Raw genomic sequence first — 15,150 nt, forward strand, 5'->3', positions numbered from 1 at the left:
CCGACCGGGAGATCCACATCATGTCGACCGCGACAGCAGGCGGCGGCGCGGCCACACCGGGCCGGGCATCGTCCGCCCCACCGGCCTCACCGCTGACCACGAAGAAGAAGAGGAAGAGCGTCCTGGGCACCCGGCCCTGGCTGGCGGCGGTGTTCCTGCTGCCAGCGCTGGTGCTGCTCGGCGCCCTCGTCGTCTATCCGATCGGCTACTCCGTCTACCGCAGCTTCTTCGACGCGAGCGGCAACGGCTTCGTCGGCCTGGACAACTACACGGAGATGTTCTCCGACGACGCCACCAAGACCGCGATCAAGAACAACATCATCTGGCTGATCCTGGCGCCGACCATCTCCACCGCGCTCGGCCTGATCTTCGCCGTGCTCACCGAGCGGGTGCGCTGGGCCACCGCGTTCAAGCTGATCGTCTTCATGCCGATGGCGATCTCCATGCTGGCCGCGGGCATCATCTTCCGGCTGGTGTACGACCAGGATCCGGACAAGGGCGTCGCCAACGCCATGTGGGTGGGCGTGCACGACTCGTTCAGCGCCTCGCCGCCCTTCCCCGGCGCCCATCCGCGCCCGGACGCCGGGCTGATGGAGTCCGGAGACGGCTCCTTCACCACCCGGGACGCCGTCCGAGCCGGGTCCCCCGCCTCGATCCCGCTGGTCGCCGCCAAGCGCGACGACATCAGCGGCGCGCAGGACGCCAAGGCGGCCCGCCCCGAGCCCGGGAAGGTCACCGGCACCGTCTGGTTCGACTTCACCCGGGGCGGTCTGGGCAAGGAAGGCGCCCTCGACAAGGGCGAGAAGGCGATGGCCGACCTCAAGATCGAGGCGGTCAAGGACGGCAAGGTCGTCGCGAAGACGACCTCGGCGGCGGACGGTACGTACACCCTCCCCGCCAAGGCCGAGGGCGCCCAGCTGCGGCTGCCCGCCTGGAACTTCTCCGCGCCGTACAACGGCATCGACTGGCTCGGCCCGTCCCTCGTCACCCCCGCCATCATCGGCTCGTACGTCTGGATCTGGGCGGGCTTCGCAATGGTGCTCATCGCGGCCGGGCTCGCGGGCGTACCGCGTGAGCTGATGGAGGCCGCGCGGATGGACGGCGCCAGCGAGTGGCAGGTCTTCCGGCGGGTCACCGTGCCGCTGCTGGCGCCGGTGCTCTCGGTCGTCGTCGTCACGCTGATGATCAACGTGATGAAGATCTTCGACCTCGTCTACATCATCGCGCCGGGCCCCTCGCAGGACGACGCCAACGTCCTCGCGCTCCAGCTCTTCCAGTCGTCCTTCGGGACCGACGTCAACCAGGGCCTCGGCAGCGCGATCGCCGTCCTGCTGCTGTTGCTGGTGCTGCCCGTCATGTTCGTCAACATCCGCCGGATCCGAAGGGAGAGCCGCCGATGACCAGCGCGGACACGGTCGTACAGGCGAAGCGGTCCCTGGTCGGGCGGATCGCGGAACGGGCCGGGGGCGGGGTGGTGCAGGTCGCCCTCGTCCTCATCGGGCTCTTCTGGCTGATGCCGACGGCGGGGCTGCTGCTGTCCTCCCTGCGCGACCCCTCGCAGGTGGACATCTCGGGCTGGTGGAAGGTCTTCAGCGACCCGTCGCAGCTGACCTTCGACGCGTACGACAAGCTGCTCGGCAACCAGGTCATCACCGACTCGCTGTGGACCACCCTCGCCATCACGGTCCCCGCGACCCTCCTGGTGGTCGTCATCGGCGCGCTCGCCGGTTACGCCTTCGCCTGGATGGACTTCCCCGGCCGCGACTGGTGGTTCCTGATCGTCGTCAGCCTGCTGGTCGTCCCGGTCCAGGTCGCGCTGATCCCGGTCGCCAAGCTCTTCGGCGAGATCGGCATCTTCCAGACCACGACCGGCGTCGTGCTCTTCCACACCGCCTTCGGCCTGCCCTTCGCGATATTCCTGCTGCGGAACTTCTTCGCCGAGATCCCCCGGGAGCTGCTGGAGGCCGCCCGGCTGGACGGCGCGGGCGAGCTGCGGCTCTTCTTCCGCGTCGTCATGCCGCTGGGCGCCCCGGCGATCGCCTCGCTCGGGATCTTCCAGTTCCTGTGGGTCTGGAACGACATGCTGGTCGCCCTGATCTTCGCCGACAGCGGCAACCCGCCGATCACGGTCGCGCTCCAGCAGCAGGTCCGGCAGTTCGGCAACAACATCGACATCCTGGGCCCCGGCGCGTTCGTCTCGATGGTCATCCCGCTGGCCGTCTTCTTCGCCTTCCAGCGCCAGTTCGTGGCAGGCGTCATGGCAGGCGCCGTGAAGTAACCCGCCCCGCCCCACCCCACCCGCGGCCCGGCCCCACCAAAGCGCCGGGCCGCGGCCATGTCCGGGGGCCGGAGGCCCGCCCCTCCGCCCCCGGCGCGGGCCGGGGGCGGAGGGTCTGGGGTGGGACCCCGGTGCGGGCCTGGGATCCGGGGTCCAGGGTCCGAGGCAGGGCCCGGGGTCCAGGGCGGAGCCCGAAGGGGCGGGGCCCGGGGCCGAGCCCTCAGCGTGGGCCGCAGCCGTCTCCGGGAGCGGAGGTCCCTCCGGACGCCGGGCCCCAAGGGCACCCGAGCCAGCCCGGTGCCCGGCCCCCGGCGCGGGCCGGGGCGGAGCCCGCAGCGTGGATCGGGGTCCGGGGCGGAGCCCCGGTTTCGGGAAGGGGCGGGACAGGGGAATCCCCCTCCAGCCACCTGCACCCGCAGGCCGCCCCCAGCCGCAGCCCGGGCCGCCACGGGCCCGCTGGGCCGAATGGGGGCACTTTGGGGGTGGTCCGCCATGCCGACCCCGCATCGGGGCGGCGTTCAGATGATGGTGTGAGGAACCGCCCCGTACCGCGCCTCCCGCCCCAGGACGCACGATGCCCCTCACCGCACCGCCCGCCGCCCACCGCCCCCCGTGGCTCGCCGATCCGCCCCTGGTGCGCGGCTACCGGCGTACGGTCCCGCTGCGGATGCGGCGCGCGGTCATCGCCATGACCCGCCCCGAGCTGCGCCGCGCGGCAATGCGCGGCCTGGGCAGGCTGTCCCTCACCACCGGCGCGCTACGGCTGCGCTGGGCCCGGCGGCGGCTGGGCCGACTGGTCCGTACGGGGCTGCTGTCCGCACCGGACCGGATGGTGATCGCCGACGACCGCGGCACCCGGATCGCGACCGTCGTCCGCACGCCCACCCCGCTGTTCGCGCGCGCCGAGAACCTGCGGCTGGTGTGCGAGGCGCTGGACCAGGCGCGGCTCGACCACTTCGTCGTCCGCTGCTACAGCAACGTCGCCTCCGCCGTGGGCGTACGGGCGGACCAGCGGGCCGCGGTGGTCGCCGCGCTCGGCGCGCTGTGCGCCCGCGAGGCGGGCTACGTCTCGCTGCCCCCGCGCCGGAAGGGCGGCGCGGGCCCGCTGCGCCTCGGCGCGGCGGCCCGGGCCTGGCGCCCACTCGCCGCCGAGTCCGTCGTCCGCTTCACCCGCTTCCACACCACCCCGAACGGGGAGCTGGTCCTGGGCTCGTCGCACGGCTGCGACATCGAGTTCTGGGAGCACGGCCCGGCGGACGACCCGGCAGACACCCCAGCCGACACAGCCACCACCACCCTCCTCCACGCCCCCCGTCCCAACCGCACCACCGCCTCCGTCCCCCTCACCGGCAACGCCGTCCGCACCCCGGACCAGATGTTCACCCGCCTCGCCCCGGCCGAGGGCTGGTCCCCGGGCCCCCTGGTCCGTACGCGCCCCGAGTTCACCACCCGGCTGCCGGACGAGGTCCGCTTCCCCATCGACGTCGTCTACACCTGGGTCGACGGCTCGGACCCGCAGTGGCAGCGCCGCCGCGCCGCCACGACAGGCGACGGCACGGGCGCGTACGAGGGCTACCACGAGCAGGCCGCCAACGCCGCCCGCTACGCCAACCGCGACGAGCTGCGCTACTCCCTGCGCTCCCTCCACCTCTACGCCCCCTGGGTGCGCCACATCTACATCGTGACGGACCGCCAGGTACCGCACTGGCTCGCGCTCGACCACCCCGGCATCACCGTCGTCGACCACCACGACATCTTCGACGACCCGACCGTGCTGCCCACCTTCAACTCGCACGCCATCGAGACCCGGCTGCACCACATCAAGGGCCTCGCCGAACACTTCCTCTACTTCAACGACGACGTGTTCCTCGGCTCGCCCGTCACCCCGCAGGACTTCTTCCTCGCCAACGGCGTCACCAAGTTCTTCCCCTCCCGCGCGCTCATCCCGCTCGCCCCCGCCGACCACCAGGACGTCCCCGTATCGGCGGCGGGCAAGAACAACCGGAGGCTCCTGGAGGGCCGGTTCGGGGCGACCGTCACCCAGAAGATGAAGCACACCCCGCACGCCGTGCGCACCAGCGTCCTCGCCGAGATCGAGCGGGAGTTCCCGGACCCGATCCGCGCCACCATGGCCAACCGGGTGCGCTCCACCTCGGACGTCTCGCTGCCGTCCTCGCTGCACCACTACTACGCGTTCCTGACCGGCCGCGCGATCCCGGCCCAGCTGCGCTACGACTACTTCGACCTCGCCCGCCCCACCATCCCGGGCCGGCTCGCGCGACTGCTGCGATCGCGCCACTGTCAGGCGTTCTGCCTCAACGACACGGTCTCCTCCGAACACGACCTGGCCGGTCAGCTGGCCCTGCTCCGCCCGTTCCTCGACGCCTACTTCCCCGTCCCCAGCCCGCTGGAGCGGGCCGTCACCCGACAGGAGCCGCGGCAGCCATGCCCCTCGCCATCACCCTCCCGCTGAACCCGGACGTCCTGGCCTCCCGCGGCCCGTACCCCCGCGCGCTCAATGTGCTCAGCCGCAAACAGACCGCGGTGCAGCGGCAGTTGCGCCGCTCGGGCCTCGCGGGCTACGAACCCACCACCCAGGCCACCCTGCTGGCCCTCGCGGGACAGGCCCCGGCGGGCGGCGCGGTGTACGACATCGGGGCGCACATCGGGCTGTACTCGGCCCTGGTAGACGCGGTCTACGGGCGACGGCCGGGCGGCCCGCGCACCATCGCCTTCGAGCCCACCCCGCTGACCGCCGCCCTCTGCCGCCGCATCCGCCACTGCAACAACCTCGACTACGAGGTGCAGCAGACCGCGCTCTCCTCCGCGCCCGGCACCGCGGAGCTGTACTTCTCCCACAAGTCGGAGTCCTCGAACTCCCTCAACCCCGCCCACCGCAAGCACACCGCGTCCGTGACCGTCCCGGTCACGACGGTGGACGCCTTCACCGAGGACCGCGGCCTCGTCCCGCACCTCATCAAGGTCGACGTCGAGACCTACGAGGCGGCCGTCCTCACCGGCGCCCTCGCCACCATCCGCCGCCACCGCCCCTGGATCATCTGCGAACTCCTCCCCAGCGCCGACCACGGCAGCCTCCGCACCGCCCTGACCCCTCTCATCGCCATGGACTACGGCCTCCACCCGATCACCCCGGAGTCGCCCTGGCAGCGCTACGACGAGACCACGTACCAGCAGGCGGTCAGCCCCCAGTCCCGCGACTGGCTCCTGGCTCCCCGCCCCCTCACCCCCGCCTTCCACCGCGCCGTACGCCGCTGGCTGATCGCGATCCTGGCCTGCGACGAGACCACGAACCTCCTCACCTCCGACAAGGCGTCCTTCCCCTTCGCCTGGAACGCCCCCTACCGCCCACGCTCCCGCACCCTCCGCCCCGCCCTCACCCGCCTGACCGCGGCCGCGGCCCTGGTGCGACCGCCCGTGACACTGCGGCAAGCAGCTCTTCCACTCCGGCGCCCCACCGGGAGCTGACGACCAGTTCCCTGGCGGGGTCGACCCACAGCAGATGGGCACCGCCGTTGCCCCGGGCGCAGCGCCCGGTGGCGGGAGCGGTCGGCCAGACCGTGCGGTGGTCGTTGAGCCACCAGGACAGCCCGTAGTTCGGCTTGACCCGGCACGGCGTCCACATCTGCTCGATCCACCGGTCGGACACCACCCGGGTACGCCCCCACAGCCCACCCCGCAGACACAGCTGCCCGATCCGCGCCAGGTCGAGCGCGCTGATCCACAGCCCTCCGCCCCAGTGGGCACCACCGGAGACCACCGGCACCCGCGCGCCGTCGAGGTCCACGTACGCGTCGGCGTAACCGTGCCAGGACCAGGACGACGACGCCCCGATCGGCGCCATGACGCGCTCCCGCAGCACATCCGGCAGCGCGCGGCGGAACAGGACCGTGAGCGCCAGCGCGGTCAGGTTCACCCGGACGTCGTTGTAAGCCCACCCCTCCCCTGGCGGCCCGCCCGCCGACTCGGTGCCCTCCCGCGTGCTCTGCGCGTCGACCGACGTCGGCTTCCCCCACAGCTCGCCCTCCCACTGGCTCGTCTGGTCCAGCAGATGACGCCATGTGACGGCCCGCCCGTGGGCCCCGTCGAACTGCGGCAACCCGACCCGCGCCCGGACCGGCTCGTCCAGCTCCAGCACCCCGTCGTCATGAGCGACCCCGGCCACCAGCGCCAGCACGCTCTTCGTCGCGCTGTACGCCATCTCCACCCGCCCCGGATCCCCCCACGACGCGATCACGGCACCCCGCCGCACGACGACCCCACTCGCACCCCCACCATCCAGCAGCGGCCCGACGACCTCCCGGTGCGAGGCGTCGGCGACCTGAGCGTCGAGATACGCCGCCATGTCCCCCACCCCGGCCACCCCCCGCTCCCCCTGCCCCCGAGCAGCCTCCGCCACGGCCCCCGCGTCCACGCCCTCCCAGGGATCCCCGAAGCCGCGGATCATTGGAAGTCGAGCCGGTGAGGATGCGTGGGGTCGGCCGGGCAGGTGAAGATGCGCATCTGACCACGACCGACGTATACGCCGGTGGGATCGCTCGCTCCCATCGTCTCGATGGCCTCTCGGTCTTCCAGAGGTACCCACGTGAGCGAACCCCGGTCCCATTCCTGGTCGTTGACGGTCAGCAGAGGGCGCATGTGCACGCCGCATGAGCAGTCGATCCGGGCCGGGCCGGTGAGGCCCCAGGTGGCGAAGCCGCCGACCTTCCAGCCCGGCGCGATGGACAGGTCCCCGGTGTAGGAGAGTTCGTACTCATCGCCGTCCGTCTCGCTTTCCGCCACCGCGTCCATCATTTCCTCTTCCCAGGCTTCGATCCTCTCCTGCACATCCTCGCTCAGCAGCTCGGCCCACTCGTGCTCGATGACTTGTTCCGGATGGAGCACACACGCATTCGGGACGCATTCCGACCGCCCCACGACAATCGGCTCCGGAATGTCCGTGAGAAGCTGCCCCACTTCCTGCGCCCGCCGCCATTTCAGCACCACATCCATGGCCTGATCCGGGCCGTGAGCCTCGAACGGGCACCAGAAAACCTGCAATAGATCGCACCCCTCCGGGCCGACCAGACCTGGGACGTCCCGGGTGAAAAGCTGGGCGGCAGCGAGCAGGGGAATCGGATCGGCGTCCCCCAACTCCGGAGCGTGCAGGCCGTCCTCAATACCGGCGAGTGCCGCACGCTCCTCGTCCGACGGCCCCCGCTTCGGGTCCCTCCGCCACGCGGCTTCGAGGATCCGGCGCCGTAGCCGCACGTCAGCCAGTCGACGCCCTCGCCCCTTCTCGTGGACGGCGTGGCACATGGGCCACGGCTCATCGGCAGGCCAGAGGAAAGGTCCCGCCACCGAACTTTCCTGCGGCTTCGGAGAACCCGGCCGAGGGTGCAGACGGGTGCTGGTCCTGCGATATTCGGCGAGTTCCGGAAACATCGCCTCGATATCGATCGGCCGCTCGGGCGTAGTGCGTGTCACGCTCTTCCTCCCTCTGGTATCTGGGGACATCGTTGTACCGGGCGGTGGCGATGGCGCCGTCAGGGTGCCGGACCGCGACGAGGTTGCCTCTTTCGTCCCACGTCAGCTCCGTGACGTGGCCGAGGGGACCGGTGCGGGTCAGCGGACGGTCGTGGGCGTCCCAGGCATGGAACCGTCGTCCCCCAGGTCGTCGGCGAACCCCCGCAGCGAATCCGCCATGTCCCGGTAGGCGTCCTCGTCCACGTTCGGCCAGGACACCCCGATGAGATCCAGCAGAGTGTCGGCCCAGTCCGGCACCGTGACAGCCACGCGCCTACCCCCCCGTAATGCACACGCGTTCACCGGACGCTTGTCCGAAGAATCTCCCATTCGATCACGTCGAGATGGGGCAGGAGACTGAGCGCACCGTGGATGCCGGTGCGGCCACCCCGGCGGGATGGTTCACATACCCTCGCTTAGCGCAACAAAAGGCGTGAATACGGCGAGTCGCCTAGGGTTTGCAGTCAGTACGACGTATCCGCCGCGAAGGGAACACGCAACGGGTCCGGCGTTCCGTACGTCGTACCGGGGCGACCCGGACGCTGGTCCGTCACCCGCCGGCCGTACGACCCACACCCGTCTCTCATCCCCGGCCCCGACCATGAGCAGCCAGCAGGAGTCAGGAGCGATCATGGGAACCCAGCACGTCATAGCCGTCGGCCTCACCCAGGTGCTCATCGACGGCAGATGGGCGGCGGACCGAGACAGCCTCAGCCGCGGCGGCGACCCCGACCGCAGCCGCCCCTCCGCGCCCCCCGGCGACGTCGTCTGAGCCCCATCTCACCCACCGGAGTCCGCATGTTGCCGCGTACCCCACGCCCCGGCCCGCGCCCCCGCGTCAGCGTGATCGTCCCCGCTCGCAACGCCATGCCCGCCCTGACCCGCGCCCTCACCTCCGCCATGGAGCAGACGATAGGCATCGCCCGGCTGGAGATCATCGCGATCGACGCCGGGTCGACCGACGGCACCGCCGCGGAGCTGGAGCGGCTGGCGGCTGACTGCCCCGCCCTCAGGGTCGTCCACCAGGAGCCCGGTGGCGGGCCGGGCAGGCACCGCAACACCGGCCTCGGGCTCGCCCGTGGCGACTACGTGTTCTTCCTCGACGCCGACGGCTATCTGGGCCCCGACGCGCTGCGCCGCATGGTGGCCATGGCCGACCAGAACGGCACCGACGTCGTCCTCGGCAAGATGGCCTCCCCCACCGGGTGCGGCGTTCCCCGGGCGGTCTTCCGCCACAACCAGCTGCGCACCGATGTCGTCGGCTCGCACGCCTACTCCACGCTCGGCCCCTGGAAGCTGTTCCGCCGGTCCCTCATCGAGCGGGTCCAGCTGCGGTTCCCCGAGGACTGCCGTACGGGCGAGGACCAGCCCTTCACCGCGGCCGCTTACCTCAACGCGGGCGGCATCTCCGTCGTCGCCGACTACGACTGCTATCACCTCACCCGCCGCGAGACGACCGCGCAGAGCCCCGCCCGGACCGGTCTCACCGACCGCATCGACGCGATACGGCTGCTGTTCCAGACCGCCGCCCGCTACACCCAGCCCGGCCCGCGCCGCGACCATGTGATGCGGCGCCACATCCGCCGGGAGCTGTGCGGCGCGCTGCGCGCCCTGCCCCGCGAGGACGAGGCCGAGGCGCGGACGCGGTTCCTCCCCCAGCTGCGGCGCTGGGCGACGGACCACTGCTCGGACGCGCTCTTCCGCACCCTCACCGCACCCGAACGGCTGATGGTCCACCTGCTGCGCACCGGACGCTTCGACGATCTGCTGAGCGTCATCCGCGCCGCCAAGGAGGACGCGGGCCGCGGCCGTCTGGTCGAGAAGGGGCGCGTGTACTGGCTGCACCCCTTCTTCCGCGACCCGGCGGCCGACGTCCCGGACGACTGCTTCGACGTGACCGACCGGCTGCCGGTCCGCCATCACCTCATCGGCGCGGCCTGGCACGACGGCTCCACACTGCGGGTCCGCGGCCGGGCCGAGGTCACGGGCCTGGACGCGGGCCCCGAGGACCGCACCGAACTGGTGCTGCGGCACCGCGACACCAGGCACGAGCTGTGCGTGCCGGTCACGGCGGCGGCGGACGGCGAGGGACCGGGCGGCGAGGCGGTGGGTGGCGAGTTCGAGGCGGACATCGACCTCGCCACCGCGGACGACGGCGCCCCGCTGCGCCCCGGCGTGTGGGACGTCTTCCTCGACGTCCGCGCCGAGGGCGTCAGCCGCACCATACGGTTCGGCAACCGCCACGACGAGGGGCTCGACATCGGCACCGCGCGCCGGGTGGTCGCCGCGGGCCCCGGCCTGCGCGCCCGCGTCACGCCGTACTTCACCACCCCGTACGGCAATCTCTCCCTCGACATCGGCCCGGCCCCGCGCGGCGCGCCCTGCGAGGTGACGGAGGCGCTGTGGCATCCGTCCGACAAGGGCACGCTGGTCGTCGCCGGGCGGCTGCTGCCGCCGGGCACACCGCCCCGCAACCGGGTGCTGCGGCTGCGCGCCGAGCACACCGACGGGCGGGTGCTGGACCACCCCGTGCGGTACGCGGCGGGCCACCCGGCGGGGGCGTTCACCGCCCGGCTGCCGGTACGCGACCTGGGCCGCGGCCGCTGGACGGTGACGCTCGCGCTCGTCGGCCCCGTCGACGGCCCGCCGCGCGCCGCTCCCGTACCGCCGCCCGCGCGGCTGCCCGGCACCCGCTGGCTGCGCCGTGGCCGTCCGTACTACGCCAAGCCGCTCACCGGCCGTGGCGCGGCGACCCTGGAGCTGCGCATCGCCCCCGTACGCCTGCTCGCCGCCGCCCGCAACCGCCTCGGCCGCCGCACCTGAAGCGCCTGGCCGACGGCAAGGTCACCCGCCGATACGGCCCCGGGCCGCGCGCCGCAAGCGCCGCCGCACGCCCGCGGCGACCTTGACCGGCGCCACCTCCAGCGCGAGGGCCGGAGCCGATCGCCGGGTGAGCGGTTTGGCGTAGTACGGACGGCCGAAGCGGAACCAGCGGGTCCCGGGCAGTCGGCCCACGCAGGGCACGACGACGCTGCGGTCCGCCAGGACCATCGTCAGCGTCCAGCGGCCCGCCGTCAGCCGCCCGACGGGCAGCCGGGCGGTGAAGTCACCGGAGTCAGCGCCCGGTTCGAGGCGCGCCGCGACCTCGCGCACCGCGCCCGCCCCGCTCTCGGCGCGCAGCCGCAGCGTCCCTCCGTCCGGGGACCGGACGGCCTCGCCGATCAGCCGCCCGCCGACGATCAGGACGCTCTTCCTGGCGCCGTGCCAGGCGGTGCTGGTCACCCGGCAGGGGGCGGCCGCGTCGTCGCGGGGGTGGGCGACCTCGCCGACGTCGAGCGAGAGATTGCCGTACGGGGTGACGTACGGGACCACCACCACGGGTGCGCCGCGCGGCGTCGTCACCGCGCGCCGGGGCGGCGGTTCGCCGTCCTCACAGCTGCCGCTTCCGAGCCGTACGACGCGGCTGACGCCCTGCGCCCGTACGTCGAGGTAGAGGTTCCACAGGCCGCGCTCCAGCGGTGCGCCGTCGTCCGCCGTGGCCGGGTCGATGTCGGCGGTGAAGCCACCGGACGTCCCGGCGCAGGTGGTGGGCACCCGGACCTCGGGGCGTCCGGACTCGTACAGGCGCAGCACGAGTTCCGTACCGGGATCGATCGCGTCGATGCCCTCGATGGAGGCGTGGCCGGTCAGCCGCAGCACTCCGCCGTGCCAGCGCGCCGCGTCGAGGCTGTGGCGGACCGGCAGCCGGTCGGTGATGTCGAAACAGGCGTCGGGGACATCGGCGGTGTGGTCGCGGAAGAAGGGGTGGAGCCAGTAGACGCGGCCCTTGTCGACCAGACGGCCGCGGTCCGCGTCCTCCTTGGCGTTGCGCGCGACGGACAGGACGTCCTCGAAGCGGTCGGCGCGCAGCAGATGGATCAGCAGCCGGTCCGGCGCGTCGATCCGCTGGAAGATCGTGTCGGTCACCCAGGTCCGCGCCAGGTGCCGGAAGACGGGGAAGAAGCGCTCGCGCGCGTCCCGTTCGCTCTCGCGGGGCAGCAGCCCGCGCAGCGGACCGCACAGCTCCCACTCGACGTGGCGGCGCATGATCTGGTCCCGGCGAGGGCCCGGCGGGAGGTGGCGGGCCACGGTCTCGAAGCACAACCGGATGCCGTCCATGCGGTGGGTGAGGTCGGAGGCGGTGAGGGTGAGGTTGCTGCGGTTCTCGCGGTAGCGGACGTAGTAGCAGTCGTAGTCGGCGACCACCGATATACCGGACGCGGCCAGATAGGCGGCCGCGGTGAACGGCTTGTCCTCGCAGTTGCGGAAGGGCGGGAAGCGCAGCCGCAGCCGCTCGATGAGGGAGCGCCGGAAGAGCTTCCAGGGGCCGAGGGTGAGATAGGCGTGGGAGGAGAAGATGTCGGTGTGCGGCTGGTTGTGCGAGAAGACGGCCCGCGGCACGGCGCGCCCGCCCACCGAGGCGATCCGGCCGAGCACGATGTCGGTGCCGTTCTCGTCGGCCATGGCGACCATGCGGCGCAGCGCGTCCGGCCCGAGGTAGTCGTCGGAGTCGAGGAAGAACACGAAGTCGCCCCGGGCGCGGTCAAGGCCGGTGTTGCGGGGGCTGCCCGCGCAGCCGGAGTTCGCCTGGTGGACGACGCGCAGCACGGGGCACCCGCGGGCCAGCCGCTCCAGTTCCTCGCCGGTGCCGTCAGTCGAGCCGTCGTCCACCGCGATGATCTCGATCCGGTCCAGGCCGAGGGTCTGCTCCATCGCGGAGGTGACGGCCCGGGTCAGCTCCGGCATGGCGTTGTAGGCGGGGATGATCACGCTGACGCGCGGCGGGCGCACCGCGGGCGCTGCGGACATGACGGCCTCCGGGCTTGACGTCCTGGGGAATCAGTCGCGGTCGGGAGAGGCGGGCGAGGCGGGGAAGGCGCGGGTGGGCTGGACGGCGTTCGGGGGCAGCGTGCCGCCGTGCCCCCGTCTGCCGTGCGGCGACGCGACCGTACGGCTCTCCAGCGGACGCTGTGCCACGGGCGGCAGCGGCTGCGCCGTGACGTCCTCGCCCAGCATGACGGTCCGTACGACGCGCTCCGCCGCGTGCCCGTCGTCGTACGGGCAGAAGCGGGCCCGGAACGCGGCGCGCAGCGCGGCGGACTCGGCGTCGCACCAGCGGCCCTCGCGGAAGACGGCGATCAGTTCGTCCAGGGTGCGGGCCACCGGGCCCGGGGTCTCGCCGGGGCGGCCCGAGAGCAGGTCGAAGTAGACGCCGCGGGCGGCCCGGTAGGTGTCCCAGTCGTCGGCGTAGATCACGACGGGCCGGTCCAGCACGGCGTAGTCGAACATGATCGACGAATAGTCGGTGATCAGCGCGTCGGCGGCCAGGCACAGCTCCTCGACCCGCGGATGGCGCGACACGTCCCGCACCAGCCCGGCCTCGTCGAGTTCGCGCAGCGCGGCCGAGGGCCGGTACGAGTAGTGCGCCCGCACCAGGAGCGTGGTGTTCGGGCCCAGGGCGCGGCTGACCCGCTCCAGGTCCATCCGGGGGACGAACCCCTTCTGGTAGTCGCGGATCGTGGGCGTGTAGAGGACGGCGGTGTGGCCCTCCGGAACGCCGAGCCCGGCGCGGACGCGCCGTACGTCGTCCGCCGAGGCCGAGACCAGCACGTCGTTGCGCGGATATCCGCATTCCAGCAGCCGGTAGGAGGCGGGGTAGACCCGCTCCCACACCTCGCTGGAATGCGGATTGGAGGAGAGGGCGACGTCCCAGCGGTCGATGCGCTTGAGGAGATTCCCGAAGCTCATTCCCGCCGCCGCGGCCGGATAGTACTGCTGGTCCAGGCCCATGCATTTGAGCGGGGTGCCGTGGAAGGTCTGGATATGCACGGCGCCGGGCCGCTTGACGACGTCGTTGGGGAAATTGACGTTGTTGACGAGATACCCGGCGCGGCCCACCGTCCGGTAGAAGTCCCGGGTTCCGGCGACGACGTAGTCGACGTCCGCCGGAAGGGACTCGATCTCCGACTTCTTGACCACCCACACCCCGTGGATGTGCGGCGCCAGCTCCCGGGCCTTGTAGTAGATGGCCGCCGGGTTGCACTGCACTCCGCGGCCCCAGTAGGCGCTGTAGACGGCCAGGTTCGGGTCGACCGGGCGCTGCCGGTGGGCCCGGTACAGGGCCCGTTTGCCCCGTACGGCCAGCGCCGCGCGGGCCATCCGCTTGGCCTTGCGGGCCCCGGCGGCCCCCCGGGTCGCCAGCTCGTGCTCCCGGTAGCGGGCGAACGAGCCGCGGGCCAGCGCGGCGAAGCGCCACTCGGCCCCGGCGGGGGGCGTGAAGCCGTCCGGGAGGTGGGTGCCGTACCAGGCGGCGGCCCGGCGGAAGAAGCGCGGCCGGTCGGCCGTCGCCACCCGGGAACGGCGGTCGAGGCAGAACAGGAAATGGGAGACGGCCCGTTCGAAGAGCAGGCACCGCAGCGGATTCAGATGCGGATGCTCGTCGAGGAAGGCGAAGAGCCGGGCGTACTGGTCGAATATGACGAAGTGCTTCTCGCCGGGGCTTCCGGTGCTGGCGCCGACCCGGCGCTGACGGTATTCGAGACCGACCAGGTCCACGCAGGCGATGCGCCGCGCGGTCAGCATCGTCAGATACGACAGCAGCGCGTCCTCGTAGATTCCCTCGCTGAACGAGAAGCCGTGACCGGTGTAGAAGGCCCGGCGGTAGACCCGGTTGGACGACATCGCGAAGATCCGCAGGAATTCGGGGCGTTCGAGGACGGAGAACACGTCCGTGCCCGCGGAACTCAGCAGCTCCCCGAAGAGGCTGGGTGCGGCGCGCCCCGACCAGTAGGTGCGCACATGGTTGAAGTAGAGGATGTCCGGGTCCTCGTTGAGGGCCAGCCGCTCGGCGAGGCCCTCCAGGGTGCCGGGCGCGAGGGTGTCGTCCCCGTCGAGGAACAGCAGATAGTCGCCGGTGGCCCGCTCGACCCCGGCGTTACGGGCCTGGCCGGGGCCGGAGTTGACGGGCCGGTGCACGGGCACCACCCGGCTGTCGCGGGCCGCGCGGGCGTCGATGATGGCACCGCAGTGGTCCGGCGAGCAGTCGTCGACGGCCACCACCTCCAGGTCGCGGAACGACTGGTTCAGCACGGAGTCCAGACAGGACTGGAGATAGCCCTGCACGCGGTAGGCGGCGATGACGATGCTGAAGCGGGGCATGCGGGCTCCTCGGGACGCGACGACGGGTCGAGGCGCGAAGCGCTCACTGACTCATCACCGTAGAGCGATGCGTCCCGATATGCCCGATAAGCCCAAGAAGGGGTCGGCCGAGCGGGTGAAGAACGCCCCCGGCGGGCATGAAACCCGCCGGG

The 15,150-nt window shown here is 72.2% G+C and carries 12 protein-coding genes; 6 read left to right on the forward strand and 6 right to left on the reverse strand.

Translation table 11 applies throughout. The annotated features are described in order from the left end of the window. Window positions 1-20: 20 nt before the first annotated feature. From ACH4TL_RS43790 to ACH4TL_RS43805, 4 genes are all read left to right on the forward strand, one after another. Complete coding sequence (locus ACH4TL_RS43790) at window positions 21-1,400, forward strand: carbohydrate ABC transporter permease (RefSeq protein WP_398330686.1); 1,380 nt, start codon at window positions 21-23, stop codon at window positions 1,398-1,400. After that, on the forward strand, window positions 1,397-2,278 hold the full coding sequence (locus ACH4TL_RS43795) for a carbohydrate ABC transporter permease (protein WP_398330689.1): 882 nt from the start codon (window positions 1,397-1,399) through the stop codon (window positions 2,276-2,278). Before ACH4TL_RS43790 ends, ACH4TL_RS43795 begins: the two co-directional genes overlap by 4 nt. A 574-nt stretch (window positions 2,279-2,852) precedes the next feature. Next, window positions 2,853-4,751 carry a stealth family protein gene (locus ACH4TL_RS43800; protein ID WP_398330692.1) on the forward strand — a complete coding sequence of 633 codons (1,899 nt, stop codon included), beginning with the start codon at window positions 2,853-2,855 and terminating at the stop codon, window positions 4,749-4,751. Next, on the forward strand, window positions 4,724-5,764 hold the full coding sequence (locus ACH4TL_RS43805; RefSeq protein ID WP_398330695.1) for an FkbM family methyltransferase: 1,041 nt from the start codon (window positions 4,724-4,726) through the stop codon (window positions 5,762-5,764). Before ACH4TL_RS43800 ends, ACH4TL_RS43805 begins: the two co-directional genes overlap by 28 nt. Here the strand turns inward: ACH4TL_RS43805 and ACH4TL_RS43810 are convergent. From ACH4TL_RS43810 to ACH4TL_RS43825, 4 genes are all read right to left on the reverse strand, one after another. Continuing rightward, window positions 5,673-6,641: a serine hydrolase domain-containing protein gene (locus ACH4TL_RS43810; protein ID WP_398330698.1), complete on the reverse strand. Its 969-nt coding sequence runs from the start codon at window positions 6,639-6,641 to the stop codon at window positions 5,673-5,675. The two genes, ACH4TL_RS43805 and ACH4TL_RS43810, sit on opposite strands and share 92 nt — an antisense overlap. 98 nt (window positions 6,642-6,739) lie before the next feature. Next, window positions 6,740-7,720, reverse strand: coding sequence for a hypothetical protein (locus ACH4TL_RS43815; RefSeq protein ID WP_398330768.1), 981 nt, complete (start codon window positions 7,718-7,720; stop codon window positions 6,740-6,742). Continuing rightward, window positions 7,605-7,904 (reverse strand): hypothetical protein, encoded by a 300-nt coding sequence (locus tag ACH4TL_RS43820; RefSeq protein ID WP_398330771.1) that lies wholly within the window; start codon window positions 7,902-7,904, stop codon window positions 7,605-7,607. Before ACH4TL_RS43820 ends, ACH4TL_RS43815 begins: the two co-directional genes overlap by 116 nt. Continuing rightward, entirely contained in the window at window positions 7,901-8,071 is a 171-nt protein-coding gene (locus ACH4TL_RS43825) for a hypothetical protein (RefSeq protein ID WP_398330773.1), read from the reverse strand. The genes ACH4TL_RS43820 and ACH4TL_RS43825 overlap by 4 nt, the downstream gene beginning before the upstream one ends. Window positions 8,072-8,432: 361 nt before the next feature. Here ACH4TL_RS43825 and ACH4TL_RS43830 point away from each other — a divergent pair, with 361 nt between their 5' ends. Then, window positions 8,433-8,573 (forward strand): hypothetical protein, encoded by a 141-nt coding sequence (locus ACH4TL_RS43830; protein WP_398330701.1) that lies wholly within the window; start codon window positions 8,433-8,435, stop codon window positions 8,571-8,573. A 26-nt stretch (window positions 8,574-8,599) separates the two neighbouring features. After that, complete coding sequence (locus ACH4TL_RS43835) at window positions 8,600-10,624, forward strand: glycosyltransferase (protein WP_398330703.1); 2,025 nt, start codon at window positions 8,600-8,602, stop codon at window positions 10,622-10,624. 21 nt (window positions 10,625-10,645) lie between these two features. On the opposite strand, the gene ACH4TL_RS43840 is transcribed toward ACH4TL_RS43835, so the two are convergent. Both ACH4TL_RS43840 and ACH4TL_RS43845 read right to left on the reverse strand, forming a co-directional pair. Continuing rightward, complete coding sequence (locus ACH4TL_RS43840) at window positions 10,646-12,649, reverse strand: glycosyltransferase family 2 protein (protein ID WP_398330706.1); 2,004 nt, start codon at window positions 12,647-12,649, stop codon at window positions 10,646-10,648. A 30-nt stretch (window positions 12,650-12,679) separates the two neighbouring features. Then, window positions 12,680-14,998: a CDP-glycerol glycerophosphotransferase family protein gene (locus tag ACH4TL_RS43845; protein WP_398330709.1), complete on the reverse strand. Its 2,319-nt coding sequence runs from the start codon at window positions 14,996-14,998 to the stop codon at window positions 12,680-12,682. Window positions 14,999-15,150 lie beyond the last annotated feature (152 nt).

Origin of the sequence: Streptomyces sp. NPDC021115, assembly GCF_044333065.1 — a bacterium.
Lineage (GTDB): Bacteria > Actinomycetota > Actinomycetes > Streptomycetales > Streptomycetaceae > Streptomyces.

Bases quoted from the DNA above. Each gene is read 5' to 3' on its own strand.
- ACH4TL_RS43845 (WP_398330709.1), bottom strand. From the start codon at position 14,998: ATGCCCCGCTTCAGCATCGTCATCGCCGCCTACCGCGTGCAGGGCTAT.
- ACH4TL_RS43790 (WP_398330686.1), top strand. From the start codon at position 21: ATGTCGACCGCGACAGCAGGCGGCGGCGCGGCCACACCGGGCCGGGCA.
- ACH4TL_RS43795 (WP_398330689.1), top strand. From the start codon at position 1,397: ATGACCAGCGCGGACACGGTCGTACAGGCGAAGCGGTCCCTGGTCGGG.
- ACH4TL_RS43840 (WP_398330706.1), bottom strand. From the start codon at position 12,649: ATGTCCGCAGCGCCCGCGGTGCGCCCGCCGCGCGTCAGCGTGATCATC.
- ACH4TL_RS43805 (WP_398330695.1), top strand. From the start codon at position 4,724: ATGCCCCTCGCCATCACCCTCCCGCTGAACCCGGACGTCCTGGCCTCC.
- ACH4TL_RS43800 (WP_398330692.1), top strand. From the start codon at position 2,853: ATGCCCCTCACCGCACCGCCCGCCGCCCACCGCCCCCCGTGGCTCGCC.
- ACH4TL_RS43810 (WP_398330698.1), bottom strand. From the start codon at position 6,641: ATGGCGGCGTATCTCGACGCTCAGGTCGCCGACGCCTCGCACCGGGAG.
- ACH4TL_RS43815 (WP_398330768.1), bottom strand. From the start codon at position 7,720: ATGTTTCCGGAACTCGCCGAATATCGCAGGACCAGCACCCGTCTGCAC.
- ACH4TL_RS43835 (WP_398330703.1), top strand. From the start codon at position 8,600: ATGTTGCCGCGTACCCCACGCCCCGGCCCGCGCCCCCGCGTCAGCGTG.
- ACH4TL_RS43830 (WP_398330701.1), top strand. From the start codon at position 8,433: ATGGGAACCCAGCACGTCATAGCCGTCGGCCTCACCCAGGTGCTCATC.